The organism is Pseudoglutamicibacter albus, assembly GCF_022346425.1.
Classification (GTDB): Bacteria; Actinomycetota; Actinomycetes; order Actinomycetales; family Micrococcaceae; genus Pseudoglutamicibacter; species Pseudoglutamicibacter albus.
Genome location: NZ_JAKRCW010000006.1, coordinates 90,075 through 110,652 on the forward strand (window position 1 = coordinate 90,075; position 20,578 = coordinate 110,652).

Annotated in this window: 14 protein-coding genes; 4 read left to right on the forward strand and 10 right to left on the reverse strand. The window is 59.0% G+C overall.

Going from position 1 to position 20,578, the window contains the following annotated elements:
* Positions 1-56: 56 nt before the first annotated feature.
* The 3 genes from MHJ63_RS05305 to dinB form a co-directional block, all read right to left on the reverse strand.
* Positions 57-932, reverse strand: a complete 876-nt coding sequence (locus MHJ63_RS05305) for a hypothetical protein (RefSeq protein WP_070490533.1) — start codon at positions 930-932, stop codon at positions 57-59.
* Between the two features lie 285 nt (positions 933-1,217).
* Complete coding sequence (locus MHJ63_RS05310) at positions 1,218-1,604, reverse strand: DUF3040 domain-containing protein (protein ID WP_070490534.1); 387 nt, start codon at positions 1,602-1,604, stop codon at positions 1,218-1,220.
* A gap of 74 nt (positions 1,605-1,678) precedes the next feature.
* The gene (dinB, locus tag MHJ63_RS05315) at positions 1,679-2,995 is read right to left on the reverse strand and encodes a DNA polymerase IV (protein ID WP_176745112.1); all 1,317 of its coding nucleotides are present in this window, start codon (positions 2,993-2,995) and stop codon (positions 1,679-1,681) included.
* 108 nt (positions 2,996-3,103) lie between these two features.
* On the opposite strand from dinB, the gene MHJ63_RS05320 reads away from it, so the two are divergent.
* A complete protein-coding gene (locus tag MHJ63_RS05320; RefSeq protein WP_070490536.1) occupies positions 3,104-4,219 on the forward strand; it encodes a polyprenyl synthetase family protein in 1,116 nt (371 codons plus the stop codon).
* A gap of 91 nt (positions 4,220-4,310) precedes the next feature.
* On the opposite strand, the gene MHJ63_RS05325 is transcribed toward MHJ63_RS05320, so the two are convergent.
* Positions 4,311-4,703, reverse strand: a complete 393-nt coding sequence (locus MHJ63_RS05325; protein ID WP_141742442.1) for an Rv2175c family DNA-binding protein — start codon at positions 4,701-4,703, stop codon at positions 4,311-4,313.
* 406 nt (positions 4,704-5,109) lie between these two features.
* On the opposite strand from MHJ63_RS05325, the gene MHJ63_RS05330 reads away from it, so the two are divergent.
* Positions 5,110-6,261, forward strand: coding sequence for a lytic transglycosylase domain-containing protein (locus tag MHJ63_RS05330; RefSeq protein WP_239446430.1), 1,152 nt, complete (start codon positions 5,110-5,112; stop codon positions 6,259-6,261).
* Between the two features lie 185 nt (positions 6,262-6,446).
* Here MHJ63_RS05330 and MHJ63_RS05335 read toward each other — a convergent pair whose 3' ends face one another.
* The 4 genes from MHJ63_RS05335 to MHJ63_RS05350 all read right to left on the reverse strand — a co-directional run bounded on the left by MHJ63_RS05335 (position 6,447) and on the right by MHJ63_RS05350 (position 14,694).
* Positions 6,447-11,402 carry an NAD-glutamate dehydrogenase gene (locus MHJ63_RS05335; RefSeq protein WP_239446431.1) on the reverse strand — a complete coding sequence of 1,652 codons (4,956 nt, stop codon included), beginning with the start codon at positions 11,400-11,402 and terminating at the stop codon, positions 6,447-6,449.
* A 54-nt stretch (positions 11,403-11,456) separates the two neighbouring features.
* Positions 11,457-13,220 (reverse strand): CpaE/TadZ family protein, encoded by a 1,764-nt coding sequence (locus MHJ63_RS05340; protein ID WP_239446432.1) that lies wholly within the window; start codon positions 13,218-13,220, stop codon positions 11,457-11,459.
* A 9-nt stretch (positions 13,221-13,229) separates the two neighbouring features.
* Positions 13,230-13,874, reverse strand: coding sequence for an SAF domain-containing protein (locus MHJ63_RS05345; RefSeq protein WP_239446433.1), 645 nt, complete (start codon positions 13,872-13,874; stop codon positions 13,230-13,232).
* 277 nt (positions 13,875-14,151) lie between these two features.
* The gene (locus tag MHJ63_RS05350; RefSeq protein ID WP_070507125.1) at positions 14,152-14,694 is read right to left on the reverse strand and encodes a hypothetical protein; all 543 of its coding nucleotides are present in this window, start codon (positions 14,692-14,694) and stop codon (positions 14,152-14,154) included.
* A gap of 159 nt (positions 14,695-14,853) precedes the next feature.
* On the opposite strand from MHJ63_RS05350, the gene MHJ63_RS05355 reads away from it, so the two are divergent.
* Positions 14,854-15,552, forward strand: coding sequence for a LysM peptidoglycan-binding domain-containing protein (locus tag MHJ63_RS05355; protein ID WP_070507127.1), 699 nt, complete (start codon positions 14,854-14,856; stop codon positions 15,550-15,552).
* A gap of 91 nt (positions 15,553-15,643) precedes the next feature.
* Positions 15,644-16,135, forward strand: coding sequence for an Rv3235 family protein (locus MHJ63_RS05360; RefSeq protein ID WP_239446434.1), 492 nt, complete (start codon positions 15,644-15,646; stop codon positions 16,133-16,135).
* Positions 16,136-16,258: 123 nt separating this feature from the next.
* On the opposite strand, the gene secA is transcribed toward MHJ63_RS05360, so the two are convergent.
* A complete protein-coding gene (gene secA / locus MHJ63_RS05365) occupies positions 16,259-18,949 on the reverse strand; it encodes a preprotein translocase subunit SecA (RefSeq protein WP_035754450.1) in 2,691 nt (896 codons plus the stop codon).
* A gap of 186 nt (positions 18,950-19,135) precedes the next feature.
* The gene (gene hpf, locus MHJ63_RS05370; RefSeq protein WP_070490542.1) at positions 19,136-19,780 is read right to left on the reverse strand and encodes a ribosome hibernation-promoting factor, HPF/YfiA family; all 645 of its coding nucleotides are present in this window, start codon (positions 19,778-19,780) and stop codon (positions 19,136-19,138) included.
* Between the last annotated feature and the right edge of the window lie 798 nt (positions 19,781-20,578).

Genomic DNA, 20,578 nt, shown 5'->3' on the forward strand with positions numbered 1-20,578 from the left:
CTTTCCTCATGCGTAAACACCTTTCTACTGTGGGTCAGATCTACTGTGGGCCAGAGTTAGCCATTCCGTGCAATATATTCGCGGGCCGCAGACAAGACGCGGTCCTTTGCTTCTTTAGCTGCTTTAAGTTCAGCCTCATGTTTGTCGATGAGCGGCTGCTGATAAGAGGCCACAAGATCGCCTAGGCGTTGGCTTGTTGAGGTCTGGTTATTGCAGCGGGCCTCAATGCTGGCAAGCCGGATACTTTCCTTCGAAGTTTGAGCGCCTTCAGACTCTAGAAGTTTCTTAGTTTCAACGGATGCCCACTCTTCAGAGTTCTTCGGAGCCGTGAGCCCCGCATCCGTGATGCACTGAGACCACTCCTCGTGGACTCGCTTCCACTCCTCATCCTTAACCGCAGCGTTGAAAGCCTGAGTGCTCAGCTCCTCAGCCCGAGCGGAGGATTCTTGGTCTATCTCTCTGAGCGCTTCCGTTTCTGCATCTGCGTCAAAGTCCGTTTGGCATTCCTCGTAGGCTTCCTCCCAGGCCTCACCTCCCGCTGTCTCCTCTTGCTCCCAGGTCATGTCTACACTGCTGGGCATGGAACCCCACCCGTATTGGGCCGCGAATTTCTCATCCCACATGCCGAATGTGCGGTCATCGATGATCGCGTTTTCAGGACCAACAACCGAAAACTTTTGACCCTTCTTAGCCATGCATTTCGAGGTGAAGATACGTTTAGCTTGATCTACCAAGGCTTGATCTGCAGGGTCGTCGTTCTGCAGATATGCAGAAAACGGTGTGAGGATCTGGGAAGACTGTCGGTCAAGTTTTGCCCGCGCGTCCGGATCCCTACCTTCGGTACTAGCTTCCGGCCCGCCGCACGCCGCAAGCGATACGCCTAAGAACACAGTAGCGAAACCGACCAACAGCCTTTGCCCAGATTTCATCATTACTGTTCCGCCTTATCGTAGAGCGACACCGGTAAAGCACTGTCCTTTGTAAAACCCCTTGACAATGTAAGTTAACCTTAAACCAAGAAGTGGCGTGAGGAAAGTCACAGCAGACTCTTTTTTGCCATGTCGTCGAATGGCGTTTAGCAAAATCTCTTACTCGTCTTGCGAGAGGGGTTTGAACATAGAAAAGGTGGGCTCGAAGGCTATGTTCGAACCCACCTGAAAATCTCTGGCGTGTGTGTCGGGGCCTGCCGCCTAGCGCCTGACGTTGAGAGTTGGCGCTTAGTTTTGGTTGTGGCGATTGTCCCAGTCTTTTTCAAGCCGCGCCATCAGGCTTTCGCCTCGCCGTTTAGTTGGCTGGCTGGGGCTTGCTGTAGTGGCTTCTTGTTCAGTCTTTCGCATTGCGAGCGCGGCACCTGCGACCATGATCCCGAACCCTGCGATCCCCATAATCACGGTCACGATCAGCCCTGCGCTGATACCGATACCGAGCAGGAGGAGGCCCAAGCCAGCGAATGCGATCAGCGCACCAAGCGCGATGTTGCGGGTGCTCAGCTTATTCTGCGGCGTCTGTTCAACGCGGCGCATCGTGCTCGAAAACTGTGGATCTGCGTGGAGTTGCTTCTCCATCTCAGCGAGCATGCGGCGCTCACTCTCAGATAAACCCACGGCTTCCCCCTTCTTCGGACCACTCCTGGATTCCCATTGTACGCAGGCGGGAGCTAACAGTTCGAGCCGACTTCCTATCCGCCGCTACGCTTTTCTTCACCTTCACCCCCTCTCAATAACGATGCGGGGCGCACGCTGTCCTTGAAACGCGCGTTGATCGCGTCCATCGTTTTCTCCGCTTGCGAGCCCGCAGCCCGTGCCGCAGGTCCCGTATGCTCTCTCCCGCTACGTTGTTGCATCCCACTGCGTCCGGTCGCGTTGCCTTCGCTACCACCGTGTTCACGCCCACTGTGGTCGCTGAATGCTTCTTCCCATTCGAACATGAGTTGCTCACCTTCCCATTCCGAGGCGAACTCCCCCGCCCGCACCCCGATCAAGCGGACGGGCTTCAACGGGCGTGGCAAAGCGGAAAGCAAGGATAGTGCCACTTCGCTCATAACTGAGGAAGAGTCAGTCGGGTCACTTAGGCGGCGTTGCCTCGAAACGGTCGTGAAGTCATCCCACCGGACCTTCAAACCCACAACATAGAAACGGTGCCCGGCAGCCCGGACACGCTCAGCGACTTTGAAGGACAACTCCTTGATCCAGGTACGCAAGTGCGCTTCATCCGTGACATCAACATCGAACGTGTGTTCATGAGAAATCGATTTCTCGACCCGTTCGGTCACCACTGGGCGCGGATCGATCCCCTGCGCGAGCTTGATCAGCTCCGGCCCATGCTTACCTAGCACGCGAAGCATCCGGCGCGGATCAGCCTGTGCAACATCGCCGGCGGTCATGAGCCCTTGCGAATGCAACTTCTGCTCAGTGGCTTTACCTACCCCAAACAGCTCACCCACCGGTAACGCTTGCATGAAACCTTCAACATCTGCAGGCGTGATCGCATACACGCCGTCCGGTTTCGCTTTATCGCTAGCCATCTTCGCCAGAAACTTATTCGGCGCAAGCCCCACCGAAGCCGGCAAACCCACCGCCTGTTTGATGCGCTCCCGCACCACCTGCGCACAATGAAACGGGTTGGCATAGTGGCGCATCACCCCGGTGATGTCCATGAACGCCTCATCCACGCTCACCTGCTCAACCAGCGGGGTCAGATCCTTGAGAACCTCCATGACGCGCGCCGACGCTTCACCATAGGCAGAGCGTGTGGGCGGGACAATCAACGCGTGCGGAGCCATGTTTTTGGCCTGCGCTACCGGCTGCCCCGAATGCACCCCATAGGCCCGCACATCATACGAAGCAGATAGCACCACGGCTCGCGGACTGTCTTGAGACACGATGATCGGGCGGTTCTGCAAGGTAGGGTCAAGGATCCGCTCGACCGAAACAAAGAACGCATCGATATCAACGTGAGCGATCACCCGCTCCGGCCTACGCCTCGCTTCACTCACCCGGCAACCACCTCCCATCAGTTCAGTACCTCACCTGGCCGCCCCGCTCCGCCTCGACAGGCGGCGGGACAGGCCCGCGTAAGAACCGCGCGTCGCTAGAATGGTGACATGACTGATTCTACGAAGGCATCCCTGGCAGGCTTGAGCCCAGACACCTCGCCCGAGCGCATCAGCGCGCTCTTCCGCGACGCCATCGAAGAACACGTCAAAACCTTCTTTGAACAGCAACGCCAAGACCTCACCCGCGTGAGCCCCCGCACTAACGATTTGATCGATGCGATCAGCGCTCTCAGCTCAGGCGGTAAGCGGCTCCGCCCCATTTTCGCGCTGTGGGGGGCACTCGCTGCGGGAGGCAGCCCAGATGATGAACGCCTCCTCACCCTAGGCACCTCACTTGAGCTGTTCCAGGCCGCCGCGCTCATCCATGACGACATCATCGACCATTCAGACACCCGCCGCCGCCAGCCCGCGGTGCATCGCAAACTTGAGGCGCTGCACCGGGACAACGGGTGGAACCGTTCGGCCTCAGAGTTCGGTATTGCAGGCGCGATCCTCGCAGGTGACATCGCGCTGGCCTTAAGCGAAACCCTCTTCAACCGTGCAGAAGCCGGGCCTACTGCTCGTGAGCTCTTCGACGAGATGCGCACCCAGGTCATGGCGGGCCAATACCTCGACGTCTTAGCTGAGCAAACCGGCTCCCAGCTCTCCCCCAATGAGGCGGCGGAGAACTCCTGGACGATCGTGACGTATAAAGCGGCCCGCTATTCCGCCGAAAAGCCAACCCTGCTCGGTGCCGCACTGGCCGGTGCGGATCAAGAACTCCTCGACGGGCTGTCCGATTTCTCCCTGCCGGCAGGGCAAGCGTTCCAGCTGCGCGACGACGAACTCGGCGTCTTCGGCGACCCAGCCCAAACCGGTAAGCCTGCCGGAGACGATATCCGCGAAGGCAAACGCACCCTGCTCATCGCGTTGACCCGCCAACGGGTCGATACCGAACAGCAAGCCTGGCTCGAATCCGTCCTGGGCCGCAATGACCTCGATGACGCCACGATCGAAAAGGTGCGCGAACTGATCCGCGGCTCCGGTGCAGCAGAAGAACACGCCAGCCAGATCGATGCGCTCTACAACCAAGCGATGAACGCACTCGATGGCCTCGACATCCCAACCCAAGCCCGCGAAGGGCTACGCTCGGTCGCATCCGCGGCAGTCCGCCGCCACGCCTAACAGCGCCGCTGCGCGCTTCAGTTCTACGAGTCAGCGACCTACGAGTCAGCTCAACGTCACTACTCAACTCAGCTGAGCTGCCCGGTGGCTACTACCAGGCCAGGGCTGATGCGCGGCGGCGAATCTCGCTCTTGCGCCCTGCTTCCAGCGCATCCATGGGGCTGCCTGGCAAAGTCTCGTCCTCCGTGAATAGCCACGCGATGAGCTCTTCGTCGCTGTATCCGGCATCGGTGAGCACCTGAATGGTGCCCTTGAGCGAATCTAGGGGCACTCCATCGCGGAAGAAACGTGCCGGAATCTTCTTAACACCACGCTCTCCGATGGGAACAGCGAGGATCGCGCGAACATCGAGCAAGCGACGCAGCTCGCGCACATCAAGACCGGTGGACTCAACAAGGTCCGGGACGGTCGTCCACTCGCCTACCAGCGTTTCAAGGTCCTGTTCGCCGTGCGGCGCCTGATGATTCTGTACTGAATTCTGCACACCACCACTGTGGCACACACTCGCCCAAGGAGTGTTGTTTTCCGCGATCCGGGGCCCTGTGTTGTCGTGGCGAAGCCTGCGATGTCGCGACCACGCCTATGCCGCCGCACTCAAGCTTCCCTCACCATTACACATGAGTCACACCAGTCACATTTGCCTCAGTCGCCACTTTTCTAACTTGTATCACAGGTACCTCTTGAGAAACTTTTACAACTTGGGTTTACATTAGGAACTTTGTTCTTGTACATTCACAGATGTCACATTTGCATCACGGTGTTGCCTGCGGGATAACAAAACAGCAACTGCTGAACCCGGGAGCTGCCCCTCCTGCCTTCTCGCGGATACCACCTGCACGATGCAGAGAACAGTGCAGTAAGTAAGTCCCCACAACGTGAGGTCAGCAATCATGGCTCCAACGCCTCCGCGCCGCACAGCCGTCAATGGCGCTATCGCCACGGCGGCCCTGCCCATCATCACCCTCTCGACCCTCGGCTCCCTCGCGGGAACCGCTCACGCAAGCAACACCCCGGCATTCAAGCCGACGGTGCGTCCCGCAGCAGTCCCAACGCCAGCCAACGTCGCAGAAGCAAAGGCGCGCACCGCAACACTGGTTGCGGCGGCCAAACCGAAAGCCAAGACCGTCACTGTTAAGGCCGGCGACACCGTGTGGGGCCTTGCATCCCGGCACGGCGTACCCGTGGAGCAGGTTCTGCGCCTGAACAAGCTCAAGGCCTCGTCTTTGATCTTCCCGGGCCAGAAGTTGACCATCAGCCGAGGTGCGAGCCTCCCTAAGCCGGGCGTTCAGAAGTCAAAGCCAGCAGGTAAGAAGCAGGCCACTCGCAAGGCACGGTCAACACGCGCCGGCTCTGCAGTTAAGACCTACACGGTGCGGGCGGGCGACACCCTCTCAGCCATCGCTTCCAAGAACGGCGTGAGCCTCGCCACCATCTTCCGCGCCAACAACATGGGCGCCTCCACAATCATCTACCCGGGCCAGAAGATCAAGCTCAGCGGCACCGCGTCCGCCCCAAAGACCGCCGCGAGGACCGCGTCGAAGACCACCAAGCGGGCGGCAAACAACTCGTTGGTCTCCAATAAGTTCCTGCACTACACCTACGATGCGCAGACGCACGCCAACGCCAACGCATCCAAGCGCACACTGTTTGCGCGCCAGGTGCCTTCCCGCGCTCAGATGCGGCAGATCGTCGCCGACACGGCAGTCCGCTATGGCGTGGACCCACGATTGGCCCTGGCACATGCACAAATCGAATCCGGCTTTGATGCCCGCGCTGTGTCCCCTGCTAACGCTGTCGGCACCATGCAGGTTCTGCCATCCACCGCTAAATGGATGGGCAACACGATCGGCCGTCAGCTGGATCCGCTCGACCCGCACGACAACGTCACCGCCGGGGTCCTGTTCATCAAGTACCTGCACAACAATGCGGACAACCGCGACCAAGCCATCGGCGCCTACTACCAGGGCCTCGCCGGCATCAAGCGGTACGGAATGTACGCAGACACCAGGGACTACGTCCGCAAAGTCCGCGCGTTCATGTAACAAGCACGGGGCTCATGACTCGGCGTCTATGGAACGGACGCAAGCATGGGGCCCCACCAAGCCAACTGGGGCGGTAGATCCGGGGAAGATCAACCGCCCCAGTTGCCTTAACGGGCACAATAAAACTGGGCGTGGCCAGCGAATACTCGCTGGCCACGCCCAACACACGCCTGCCGGAACTAGCTTCAGCGGCCGATCATCGAACGCAAGGTTCGTGTAGCCACCAACAACGGAGCCATCTGGCCGCCGCCTACCTCACGCACCGCATCAAGCTGTTCGTGCGCCCGCTCAATCCGGCCAGCATCACGCTGCTCCCACGCAACCACACGAGCCTGCGCGGCAGACAGCTCCACGCCATCCGCATCGCTAGCGTCCGGTGATTCGGTGCCCTCCGTCTCTTCTAGAACCGCGCGGGTCAAACCAAGCACCGCGGCGTAAAGGTCATCACGCAGTGAGCTGCGCGCCAACGCTTCCCACCGTGAAGAGCGCGGCAACTGGCTGATCTGCGAGAGCAGATCGTCCACTCCGTAACGCTCATACACCGCGTAATAGACCTCAGCGGCTTCCTCGAGCTCCCACTCGCCCGTTGACGCCAACGCGGTGATATCCAGCAACGTGTAGGACTCAAAGTCCAAGCTATGCCGCTGCGCGAGCTCCTCAGGGAGCCCCGCCTCAACATCGCGTTCGAACCATGCACGTGTACGTTGGGCATCCACGCCACACAGCATGCCCGGCAGACCCTCACGCAACCGAGCCACAGGATCAGCGAACTTCGCAAGGATCTCATCAACTGAACTATCCAGAGCCTCGTGCTCCAGAACCCACCGCGTCACACGATCCAGAAGCCGCCGCAAATCCACGTGCAACTGCAGCCACTGTTCATCATCGATCGTTGCCGGCAACTGGGCGATCGCTTCAACCTGCTCAGCGATACCGTAGACCTCGTCCATCGCTAAGAAAGCCCGAGCCAGACGCGCCGCGTCCGCACCCGTCTCCTCCATCGCACGGAACGCATACGTCACGCCACCGATGTTCACGATGCGGTTAGCGACCATCGTCGCGATGATCTCACGGCGCAACGGATGCGCGGCGAGCGCTTCAGGGAAACGTTCAACCAGCTGAGGAGGGAAATACGCTTCCAGGACCTTCTGCATGGCAGGGTCCTCCGGCAGATCAGAATCCACCAGAGCATCGATCAGCTGCATCTTGGTGTAGGCAACCACCACGGATGTTTCAGGGGTCGTTAGCCCCTCGCCACCCTGCCTACGAGCAGCGAACTCATCCGAGCTCGGCAGGTCTTCAAGCGCACGGTCAAGATCAACCGATTCTTCAAGGAGGCCCATCAGACGTTCATAGGCCGGCGCGAATTCAACCGCGACACCCCGCTCAGCAGCGAGCAAAACATTCTGCGCCTTATTCGTAGCCAACACGGCGTCGGCGACATTGTCAGTCATCTCTGCCAACAACGCCGGCCGGTCCTCAAACGCTAGACGACCATCACGGACCGCGCCGTCCATCAGAATCTTGATGTTAACCTCGCGGTCCGAAGACTCAACACCGCCCGAGTTATCGATCGCGTCAGTGTTATTGACCGTCCCCGCGCGTTGCGCGGCCTCAACACGGCCTGCCTGAGTGAAACCGAGGTTACCGCCCTCAACCACCACGCGAGCCCGCAGTTGCGAACCATTGACACGGATCGCATCGTTAGCGCGATCCCCCACGTCAGCGTTCGTCTCCGATTCGGCCTTCACGTACGTGCCAACGCCACCGTTATAGATCAAATCAACCGGGGCCATCAGCACGGCCCGAATCAGTTCCTGCGGAGTCAGCTCCCGCACATCGGAAGCAAGGCCGAGTACCTCACGCATCTGATCGGTGACCGAAACCGACTTAGCGGAACGCGAGAACACGCCACCGCCTGAGCTGATCAAGTCAGGGTTATAGTCCTGCCACGAAGAACGAGGCGTGTTATACAGACGCACCCGCTCCTCAAACGAAACTTTCGGATCCGGATTCGGGTCAATGAACACGTCACGGTGATCAAACGCGGCAACCAACTTCGCGTGCTCGGTACGCATCAAACCGTTACCGAACACGTCCCCCGACATGTCACCGATACCGATCATCGTGAAGTCCTCAGACTGCACATCCGTACCCAGCGTCTTGAAATGACGCTTAGCCGACTCCCACGCGCCACGGGCCGTAATACCCATCGCCTTGTGGTCATAACCAACCGAGCCGCCAGATGCGAACGCATCGCCGAGCCAGAAACCACGCTCAGCGGAAATCTCGTTAGCGGTATCCGAAAACGCCGCCGTCCCCTTATCCGCGGCGACCACCAGATACGGGTCATCCCCATCGTGAGCAACAACCCGTTCAGGGTGAACCACCGAACGCGAGCCATCATCGGCGTACTCATAGTTATCCGTAATATCCAACAAGCTACGGATGAACTCCTGATACGCCGCCCGGCCAGCCTCAACCCAAGCACCACGATCCACAGCAGGATCAGGCAACTGTTTAGCGAAGAAACCGCCCTTAGCACCCGCAGGCACGATCACGGCGTTCTTGACAGCTTGGGCCTTCACCAGACCGAGAACCTCCGTACGGAAATCCTCCTCACGGTCCGACCAACGCAAGCCGCCCCGGGCGACCTCACCAAAACGCAAATGCACACCCGCAACACGCGGGGAATCAACCCAGATCTCACGGAACGGACGCGGCATCGGAGCGAAACCCAACTCACCCGTTGCGATCTTCAACGCGACAGTAGGTTTGCCCTGATACGCGTTCGTGCGCAACGTGGCACCCATCGCATCACGCATACGTCGAATCCACGCATCCGCATCCAAGGTCGCAACATCATCCAACGCCACTGCAAGCGCATCGCGGGCATCCTGCTGGCCCTGCTCACGATCACCCGCGAAATCCGGATCAAAACGCGCCTCAAATAAGCCCAATAGCGCAGCCGTCACCGCCGGATACCGCAGCAAAGTGGCGGCCGCGAAATCAACACTGTTCATCGAGCCGCACTGGCGCAGATACTGGACATAAGCACGGAAAATCGCGACCTGATGCCAGTTGAGGCCCTGTGCCGTGACCAAACCCTCCAACGCATCAGACTCCGTGCGCCCAGCAGCAACCGCCCGGTAGGCATCTTCAACCAACGGAGCGATCCGGGCAACATCAACCTCAGGGGCCAATGCGACCGTGAGGATATAGAGATAACGTTCCCGGGCACCCAGAGGCTCCACAACATAAGGACGCTCCTGAATCACGCGGATCCCCAACGCCTCAAGATGCGGCATGATCGAGGACAACGGAGCCTGCTCACTCAAGTACAGACGCAGCTTAGCGATCGTTACGCCATCCGCCTCAACATCGAGCTCTTCCGGGTTATCAATCGAGTCCAAGCTCAGACCGATACCGGCAGAATCCTCATCATCTTCAACCCGCTCAAAAGCACGGACATCATCAAGGGCATCTTCAACCTCATACCGCACCCGGTAATCAGCCGGGAACGCCTCAGCCCACTGCTGCGCATGCTGCAGACCCTCCTGCGAACCAGGCTCCTGCGTGAACACCTCAAGGATGCCCTCGCTCCACGAGCGCACCGCCCGTGTTAGGCGAGCCTCAAGCGCCTGCTCATCAACCTCTACCGTGTCAACGCCTTCGCCAGCCTTGATCCGGTACGTCAACCGAACCACCGTGGACGGGGAATTCCAGACATCCAGATCCATCGCCTCAGCCGCGAAAGTCTCTTTAAGCTCTTCTTCAACACGCAACCGGACCATAGTGTTGTAACGATCACGCGGCAAATACACCATGACCGTCACAAACCGGCCGAAAGCATCCCCCCGCACGAACGCACGCGTACGGCGCTGCTCACCCAACCGGGCAATCTTCGCCACAATCTCAGTGAGCTCATCCGTGCTCGATTGGATGAGCTCCTCACGCGGATACGACTCAAGAATCCGCAGAATCGACTTACCCGTGTGCGAGGTAGCCAAGAACCCCATTCGCGAAAGCACGCGCCGAACCTTAGAACGCACCACCGGAACATCAGTGACCGGTTGACGCAGAGCCTCAAACGTGTACAAACCAATGAAACGGTGCTCCCCGATCACCGAACCATCAGCCGCGAACTCTTTGACCCCCACATAGTCCAAATACACGCGACGATGCACCGTGGAACGGCGGTTAGCGGTAGTCAAAACCAGTGGATGCGGCTCGCGCGCCTTCTGAGCGGCCTTACCACTCAACGGACGGGAAACAGCATCCGTACGCCGCATCAGACCCAACGCCGAATCAACATCGCCACGCAAAACCTCACGGCCCTGGTCTTGTTCAAGCTCGTAATAGCGGTAACCCAAGAACGTGAACGAATCATCATCCATCCACCGCAAAAACGCCGCGGCCTCACGCCGTTCCTTCTCAGGAACCGAAGGGATATCCCCCTCAAGCGCATCAGCTAGACGGCGGGCCTGCACACGCATCGGCTCCCAGTCCTCAACCGCGCTACGAACATCCTTCAAAACCGAGTCGACAGCTTGCTGCAGCTGCGCGCGCTGATCAGCATCCAGTTCCTCAGTCACCAACACCGCAGTCCACGACTCAATGACAGCTCGGGCGCCCTCAGGTGCCGCCAACATACCCAACGCGGGCAACGCCGCAGTGCCCTCAGACGCCGGCGCCGCATCCGAAAGCGGAACCTTCTTCAAACCAACCAGCGTGCCATCCTCAACCGAACGGTGCGCCATATAGGTCGGGTGGAAAACGAAACCAATCTTATTTGAGAACTCCACCACGCAGTTCGTCACCGAATCAACGATGAACGGCATGTCATCTGCAACCAAGAAAACAACGGTGCCCCGCTCATGCGGCTCAACACTGACCACCGCAGAACCCGGCTGCCGAACCCGCCCCACTGACGCGTGCCGCTCCAGCAGTTCCCTCACCCGATCAAGACCGAACGCCTCACGTTCTTGCGCATCAATATCCGCGCCATAACGCTCAACAACATCATCGCCAAACCAGCTTGTTTGAGGAACCGAGTCAGGCCGCACAGACGAGCCAGCCTGAGAAGATGAGCCAGACTGCGCAGATGAGCCGGACTGAGGAACTGACTGCGTGTTCGACACGCAACCCACCGCCTTCACATGTTTAGACGCACGGCCGTACGCAACGGCCTATTTTTATGTGCCCCGGGTCACAGATGGAGCCGTATTTAGCCTAGCCTTAAACCGCCTGCCACGGACCTGTTTTAAGGGAGTTTCCAGATTCTCTTCACACTCACACAAGCTCTGCGCAAACTCCCGTATCACTGCGCGCACCGGCGAGCGCGGCGCCGAGTGGCTCAACGCGGTCGCGGCCTCCAGTGCATGCTCTACCGCCTCGGCATCTTTCGGGATGAAAACCTCCGGTTGCATCGTCTTAGGCCCGAAGCGTTCCCACGCGCGTTTGACCCCTCGGACGGCCCCCTTGGATACCTGGTTCACCACAACAGAAATCCGTGCTTGCGTGAGCTCGGGCGCGTATGCGGCCGCCCGCATCAAACGCGGCAAACCTACCGCGTCCGCAGTACCGACCACCACCACGTCATCGGCGACTTCAAGGGCCGTAAGTGTGGCGTCATCACGTTGCGGGGCGAACGTGTCGAAGCTGACGTCGTGATCGTTATCCGCCGGTGCGGCGACATCCACAATCACAACCTCGGAACCCTGACGTAGCGCCTCGAGGCTACGCTTGAGCGCGGCCTTACCGACCTCTTGCCAGCGGCTGGGCCGCGGAAGTCCCGTGGTGACGCGGAGTACAGCCTTCCCGATGCGGATGCGGGCATGCGCATCCGTGTCAGCGGTGGGTGAAAACGTGCCCGCTTCGACCGAACGACACAAACGCACGATCCCGGAGGTCTCCCCCAGCATCCCTAGGCGTGCGGCGATACTCGAGGCGCGCGTATCCGCGTCCACGAGCGTGACTTTCTTCCCGGCTAGCGCGGCTTCCGTTGCTAGCTCGATCGCTAGAAAGCTGCGGCCTGGCGCGCCTGCCCCGCTCCACACCACGATGATGCGGCCCCGTTTATGCCCAGCCGCATGCTGTGAGTCGGCTTGATCTGTTTGGGTCTCTGGCTGGTTCAGCATTCCTGTACGCGGATCAACCACGTACAGCTGCGAAAGATCGTCCGGGATTCCAGCCACCAACTCATCGAATGACTTTTCTTCTAGTGGTGCGCGTGGTTTCAGCTCTTTCAGGCCGGCAGGTTTCGATTCTTCCGAGCTACTTGACGGTTGCGGAGAGGCTGATTCCTGTTGGGACGGGGCTGGCTCCTGTTCTGTAGTGGTTGGCTCCGGTTTCGTAGGCGCGGACTCCGGTCCCGACGGGGCTGGCTCCGGTTTCGTAGGCACGGGCTCCGGTCGCGACGGAGCTGGCTCCACTTTCGGCGGGACCGAATCCGATTGCGGAGAGGCCGAGTCTGGTTTCGACGTCACCGGTTCCGATTTCGAGGGGGCCGCGCTTTGGACTCCGAAACCTTTAAGGTCGACAACCTTAGGGGTCTTCAGCTTAGGTTCGATATGCCGCAGGCCCCGCCGTTTAGGTAAGGAACGGGGCTGTTCTGGTACAAGCCCGCCGGCACGCGATAGCGCTTCTGCGATCACTTCTGCCGAAGACGAGCGGCTCACCGAGCCGACACCAAGCCGGAGCAATCGCGAGGCCACCGCCGCATCGTTGGTGACCGCAACAGCACGGCCGCCGGCAGCGTGGACGGAATCGACCAGACCGCTATCGACCTCATCGAACTGGTCCACAAAAATCACATACCGTGCCAAGCCGGCCGCTAGGGTCGCTAAAAGCTCTGCCCCGTCAGTGCAGACCCGCACCACGGTAACCAGTCCGACCTCTGACTCCAAGCGGGCAAATACTTCAGGGGACTCGCCAAACAAAACAACGGAAGAACTCACAGCCGACCCCTATTCCTTGCCTGAAAGTGGGGCAGAAACCACGCTCACTACGTTTTCGCGCGCAACATGACCAACCATCGTGGCAACATCCTCACGCGGAATCAGGACTTCCAAGACGTGCCCCTGAGTGACACCGAAACCGGAATCAGCGCGATCAACTTTCACAACTCGCACACCAGAAAGCACGCGCTTCGGCTCGGCGTCCTCCTCAGCGTCCTTCGGGGTCACATACACATCCACCCCGCTACCGACCTTCACCCCCGCGGGGAGAGCGCCTTCCAACGTCAACGAAAACGAACGCAAATCAGCGGGGGCCTCCGATTCGATGGTGCGGCGAGGCAGCAACTCACCTTTCGAAACGAAATCACTCACCACCGCACCGCCTAGCTTGGTGTCGCTTGGAACATACCGCTCACCCGGGCCAGCAAGCCGAACCTCAACCGGGACCACGTCCTTCTCAGTCAGGACGGTCCCCGGGGCAAGATCATGTGCTGCGACCATGTAGGTGTCCGTGCGGGTTACCGAACGCACCAGCAAGACGACGCCCAGAATAGATGCGACAACCAGGACGATGCCGATAACAAGCCTAGGGTCACGCCAACTAGCTGGTTGCCAGCGCATCACTGACGAACTATTGCCACTGCGGTCAGTCATTGTTCACCTCAAGCTCTTTACACCTGCGTGCTCGCGAGGACCGTGCGCGATGGACAGCCGCGCATCGCTTGGTAGCCATGCACGATGCTCCGCCGCGTGGTTCGATGCCTCGCGGTTCGATGCCTCGCGGTTCGATGCCTCGCGAGGTCGCTTACAAGCATGCTTAGACGATAACCAGCACGATGAACTACAACAACTACTGACAAGTAGTGCTATCCGGCATCTCGGACACAGGTCTCACACAGGTTCTCCTTGAGTAGGGTTCGACGGGATGCGTTTAGCTAGTCGATACCGCAGATACCGCCACGAGCGCCACCAACGGAACCAGCACAAGCGAGCGGGCCGCCGTCCCACCCACCTGGGCTTGCAGACGGATAAAGTCCGCCCCCACAGCAACGATGAGGCCACTGCCCACCACCCCGTCAGACAAGATGAAACGAACGCTCTGACGGTCCCTACCTATCGCACGTAGAGCCGACTTCCATGGAGCTTTGGTGCGGCGACACGAACCCTTCATGTCACGCTCGCGCACACCAGCGTTAGGCATAAGAACCTCTACCCAGGCACCGCCCTGATCCGGGAACATCCACGACTCGGTTGCAGTCTCAACACCGAACCACCCCACACCCACTGCCGCGACCGCGCCTGTAAACGAGTGCCCACTCGCATGAACTTTCACATGTGCGCCGGCGATCTCGGTGAGGAACCCTCGCCTCGCGTACTCCGCCCGTGCCAGCTCGCCAGCTTCGGCACGCATCTCCTGCCATTGCCCAGCCTGCAGCTCATGGGCCATGTCCTCGAATAGATCGTCAAAACGCATGTTCACAGGCTACTGAAAAAATTACCTCTTGACACCAACGCGAAACATCAAACAGAATCAAAGCACAACAAATTGGCGCCCATAGGGAGGCACCTCCCTACAGCACTCAATAGGCGCTGAGAAACACACAGTTCTCGAGTCTCAAAAGAGGGCAACGACATGAACCAGAAAGCCTCACGCATACACATCACAGCCGCTTGGATCGCCCCAGTTTTAGGCCTCATCATCGGAGCTACCGGCCTTGCCTTACTCAACCCGTGGTTCCCAGCCGCAGAGTCAGCGGACACCCTCATTGCCCGCATCGGGGCCTGGGCCCTATGCCTCATCAGCGCTTGGCTTCTGTTCACCCACACGCTCGCCCTCCTCCTACGCGGCCTCAGCTCACTCGGCGTGAGCACCGAACGTTGGAGCCGCTGGGTCCCCCGCGCATCAGCTGTTGCCGCAGGCCTGATCCTCGCAGCTCCGGCAACATCCCACGCGGCACCCACGCCTGACACAACCGTGGTCACAACCGAAACCACCACGCACACCTCTCCCACACCCTTCAGCGCCGCCTTCCCGATCGACGACCAAGAGCAACAAGCACCATCAACGAAACAGCAGCAAGAGACCTTCACAATCAAGAAATCCGACCCCGTCCCCCTACCCCGCAACATGGGTACACCAGCTCGAAACGACACCGTGGTAGTCACATCGGGCGACACACTCTGGGACATCGCGGCACGCCACCTAGGACCCGGCGCAACACCACAACAAATCGCAGCCGAAACCAACCGATGGCACCAAGCTAACCGCGATCTCCTCGGAGACAATCCCCACCTGATCATGCCCGGCCAAGAGCTACACATCCCCGCCTAGACAGCGCAGCGCCCTGTACTAGCAATCCAGCCCTGCAGTCACCCCACTGCCCTCTACTGACACATCACAGCAAGGAAACAAAGGACTTCCCATGACCACCGCACCCCTTTGCGAACCAACCACAGCTGCCACACTTGCAACCGCATCAACAGGTGCACCTGCGCCAGCACCACCATTATCAGCACAGCCATTAAGCACGCCACAGTCTCCGGTGCAGGCGGGTGCTCCGGCGCATCAGCATCTGGCACGAACGGTAGCTCAAGCGATCGCCGATGTACTCTCCGGGCGTCGCCCCTCCCTCGCTTTGGCCGGGTGGTTTGAACTCATGCCACTCAACAAAGTCCAAAACCGTGCCGGTTGGGAACGCGAAGCATCCCAAGCGAACGCAACCCCGTGGCCGTGGCGGACACTTTCACTCATCTCATGCCACGTCCAAGCCCAATACAAACACGAAGACACCCGCGCACTCCCCACGCTTGAATGTTGCGCGAGCATCCTCACCCCGCGCGGGGTACGCGCCATCGCCTTCACCCTGAAACCACACGGCCGCAGGTTGCGTTGCACCGACGTACACATCGGGTGAAAGCAAAGCTAAATCAACAGTGGGGTTTGCACACCAGGCTGGTGTGCAAACCCCACTGCATCAGAACCGCTACCTAGGTCAACGCTCTAACTCTGCGCCCTAGTTCGCTCATCCGTTTGGAAGCTAGTGGCGCTTGCGTGAACGCTTCTTAGCCTTACGTGCTTGTTTACCGGTCATCCTCGGCCCTTCCTTGGCAGCGCGAGTCCGGCGAGTACGCGCCTCCCCGCTTTCATCCGGCGCCGAATACTCGAGATCTTCCTGGCTCGTCTGGGCATCCATCAGGCCAGCACCGCGAGCCTCACCGGCGTCATGGCCCGGCTCCACCTCGGCATGGAACAAGAGGGAAACCGAATCCTCACGGATCGCTTCCATCATGGCCTCGAACATTTCATAGCCTTCGCGCTGATACTCAACCAGCGGGTCACGCTGAGCCATCGCACGCAAACCGATGCCCTCCTTGAGATAATCCATCTCGTAGAGGTGTTCTTGCCACTTACGGCCGATCGAAGACAACACAACACGGCGCTCAAGGTCACGCATCGTGCTCGAACCCAAGTACTCCTCGCGGCGTTCATAAGCGACCATCGCATCAGAGACAATCTCTTCTTTGAGCATCTCCGCGGTCAAGCCACCCTTATCGCCGCCGGCTTCCTCAATGAGGTCCTCCGGGCTCAGCGTTACCGGGTAGAGAACCCGCAGGTTGCTCCACAACGCGTCGAGGTCCCAATCATACGGCTCACCGGCCAGAGTGGTTTCGGTGACCATCGCACCCACGGCGTCTTCGATGAACTGCTTGATCCGCTCACCCAAGTCTTCGCCTTCGAGTATCTGGCGGCGGTCAGCATAGATCGCTTCACGCTGACGGTTCATCACATCGTCATACTTCAGAACGTTCTTACGCTGCTCCGTGTTGACAGACTCAACCTGGCGCTGAGCGGACTCGATGGCACGCGAAACCATCTTCGATTCAAGCGCCATATCATCCGGCATGTTTGGCGAATTCATGATGCGTTCTGCCATACCGGCATTGAACCGACGCATGAGCTCATCCGACATCGACAGATAGAAACGAGACTCACCAGGGTCACCCTGACGGCCGGAACGACCACGCAACTGGTTATCGATACGGCGGGATTCGTGGCGTTCGGTACCCAAAACGTAGAGGCCACCCAGCTCGCGCACTTCGTCGCCTTCGGCTTCGCATTCAGCCTGGATATGGTCAAAGACCTCATCCCAGACCGCTTGGTAGCCCTCAGGATCATTCTCTGCATCCAAGCCACGGTTCTTCATCTCCGTGACGGCGAGGAACTCAGCGTTACCGCCGAGCATGATGTCAGTACCACGGCCAGCCATGTTCGTAGCGACCGTGACAGCGCCTTTCTTACCGGCCTGAGCAACAACCGCGGCTTCGCGTTCGTGCTGCTTAGCGTTCAAAACCTCGTGGCGGATACCGCGCTTGGCAAGCTTTTGCGATAAGTATTCGGACTTCTCAACCGATGTTGTACCGACCAGCACCGGCTGGCCCAGGCGGTGGCGGTCCTCAATATCTTGAGCTACCGCCTCAAACTTTGAGATCTCGTTCTTATAGATCAAGTCCGGCTTATCCACGCGCTGCATCGGCTTATTCGTTGGGATCGGGACCACGCCGAGCTTATACGTGTTGTTGAACTCCGCAGCCTCAGTCTCAGCTGTACCGGTCATGCCGGAGAGCTTGTCATAGAGACGGAAATAGTTCTGCAACGTCACCGTTGCCAAGGTCTGGTTCTCGGCCTTGATCTCAACGTTTTCTTTAGCCTCGATCGCCTGGTGCATGCCTTCCGAATAGCGGCGGCCAGGCAGTGAACGGCCCGTGTGCTCATCGACGATCATGATCTCGCCGTTCATGACCACATAGTCTTTATCCCGCTTGAACAGTTCTTTAGCTTTGATCGCGTTATTCAAGAAACCGATCAGCGGAGTATTCGCGGACTCATACAGGTTGTCGATACCCAGGTAGTCCTCAACCTTGTCGATACCCGATTCCTTAACGCCCACCGTGCGCTTCTTGATATCGACTTCATAATCTTCATCCAGCTTCATGCCACGCACGAGCTTGGAGAACTCGCTGTACCAACGGTTCACATCCCCCTGCGCGGGGCCGGAAATGATGAGTGGAGTACGGGCCTCATCAATCAGAATCGAGTCGACCTCATCGACGATCGCGAAGTTGTGGCCGCGCTGAACCAGCTCATCCTTGGACCAAGCCATGTTGTCACGCAGATAGTCGAAACCGAACTCGTTATTGGTTCCGTACGTGATGTCCGCGGCGTACTGTTCACGACGCACCGCAGGCTTCTGATTCGAAACGATCACGCCCGTGCTCATGCCTAAGAAACGGTAGAGGCGCGACATCAGCTCGCCCTGATAGTTGGCGAGGAAGTCGTTGGTCGTCACGACGTGGACGCCCTTACCGGAGATCGCGTTGAGATACGCGGCCGCGGTAGCCACGAGCGTCTTACCTTCACCGGTCTTCATCTCAGCGATATTGCCCAGGTGTAGGGCGGCCGCACCCATCATCTGAACATCAAAGTGGCGCATACCCAGTGTGCGTTGTGAGGCTTCTCGAACCACCGCGAACGCTTCCGGGAGCATGTCATCGAGGCTCTCGCCCGCCGCGTAACGCTCACGGAACTGATCCGTCATGGAATGCAGCTCGTCATCCGTGAGTTCCATGATGGAGTCTTCGAGTGCGTTGATCTGTGAAACGTATGAACGCAGTCGCTTCAGAATGCGTTTATCGCCAGCTCGCAGAATACGTTCGAACAGATTGGCCACGTGTGTTCTCCCCCATGACAAAGCAACCGGAATCTACCGGCCTTTCGCCATCTTACGCGTTGAATATGTTTTAACCCCAAGCCAATGGCGGGAGATTCATGAAAAATCTCCCGCCACTGACTCAGGCGACAGTTATTAAAACTCTAGTTCCCCACTGCCATGGGAAGGCTAGACACGATGCTTGTGTTAGCTGCGGTAGGTCTTGCTTCCGTCCCGGGTTGCTTCCGTAAGGTTCTCATCCAGGGAAATAACACCGTAAGACCAGCCGCGGCGACGATAAACCAGCGATGGCAGGCCGGTTTCGGAGTCAAGGAACAAATAGAACGGGTGGCCCACCAGCTCCATGTTGTCCACGGCATCGTCTTCAGTCATGGGGATGGCTGGGAAACGCTTGCGGCGGATCTCAACCGGAACATCGCCAACCTCTTCCTTACGCTGAGCTTCCTGCACCTGTTCAACCAGGGACTTATCACTTGCAGGAACAGCTTCCAGATCGATCGGCGGGTTCAACGCACGGTCATTGCGGCGGTGGTCCTTTGCTTTGTCGCGTGCACGGCGCAAACGCTCAAGCAACTTAGCGAATGCGAGGTCAAAAGCCGAGAACTTCTCGGACGAGTGCGCTTCAGCACGGACCGCCGGGCCAGGCCCGATCACGGTGACTTCGACAGTCATTTCAGAATCAGAGACGCGTGCGTTCGGTTGGCGTGAGACCTTGATATCGATGTTGTGGGCCCGCGGTGAAAGCTGTTCAACCTTCGCGGCACGGTCCTCGACGTATTCGCGGAACCGGTCAGTAACGCTGACGTTGCGGCCAATTACGTTGACATCCATGAGAGGTCCTCCCTCAATTCCGAAACAACACCCGGTGACGGTCTGACGGGAAGATTATGAACTCATCACCGCCGTTGACGCCAGGTGATGGGTTTGGCTGGAGGCTCATCCTCGAACTCAAGCCCATGCTTAAAGTTACCCCGGTCACACCCTGGAGCGCATCCCATGTGCTCGTGTTGTGGATCAGTTAAGCGGGTGGCTTATTTCTGACACTACGTTTGCCCCTCCCGGTGGACGCACCCAGGCGACACAGAAAGCCCCTTTGACGTTGAAGCCGTGAGCACGCAAGACGCGGGAAGCCTCGGCAAGCGTGGCACCGGTCGTTACTACGTCATCGAACAGAACCACATGCCTGGGAACCTTTCTGTAGGGACTGCGATGTTTCACGTGGGCCACGGCACGGTAATCGACAGCGAACTGTCCTTTCACTGCGTTCGCTCGGCCACTTCTACCCCGGGACTTCTGCGGACCCTGGTTGGCCAGCCCCAGGCTCGTCAACGTCCGCACCCGCAAGAGGTTCATGACGGGACCCACGTGAGAAGCACGTAAGAGCTCTTCAACCGGAGAGAACCCACGGGATCGCACCGAAGAAGCTTTCGAGGGTATCGGAACAACCGCAACAGGTCCCGCAACCGATTGCAAAAGGTTCCACGTCCGCTCAACGGCAGGCCCAAATCGTTCGATCAACCCCAGCCCACCACGCGTCTTTGCCGCCAGCAAAACATTAGAGACGATCCCGGAGTACGGTGCCGCACACACCACCGGGGCCGGAGAGCTCGGGGCTAGAACATCAAATTC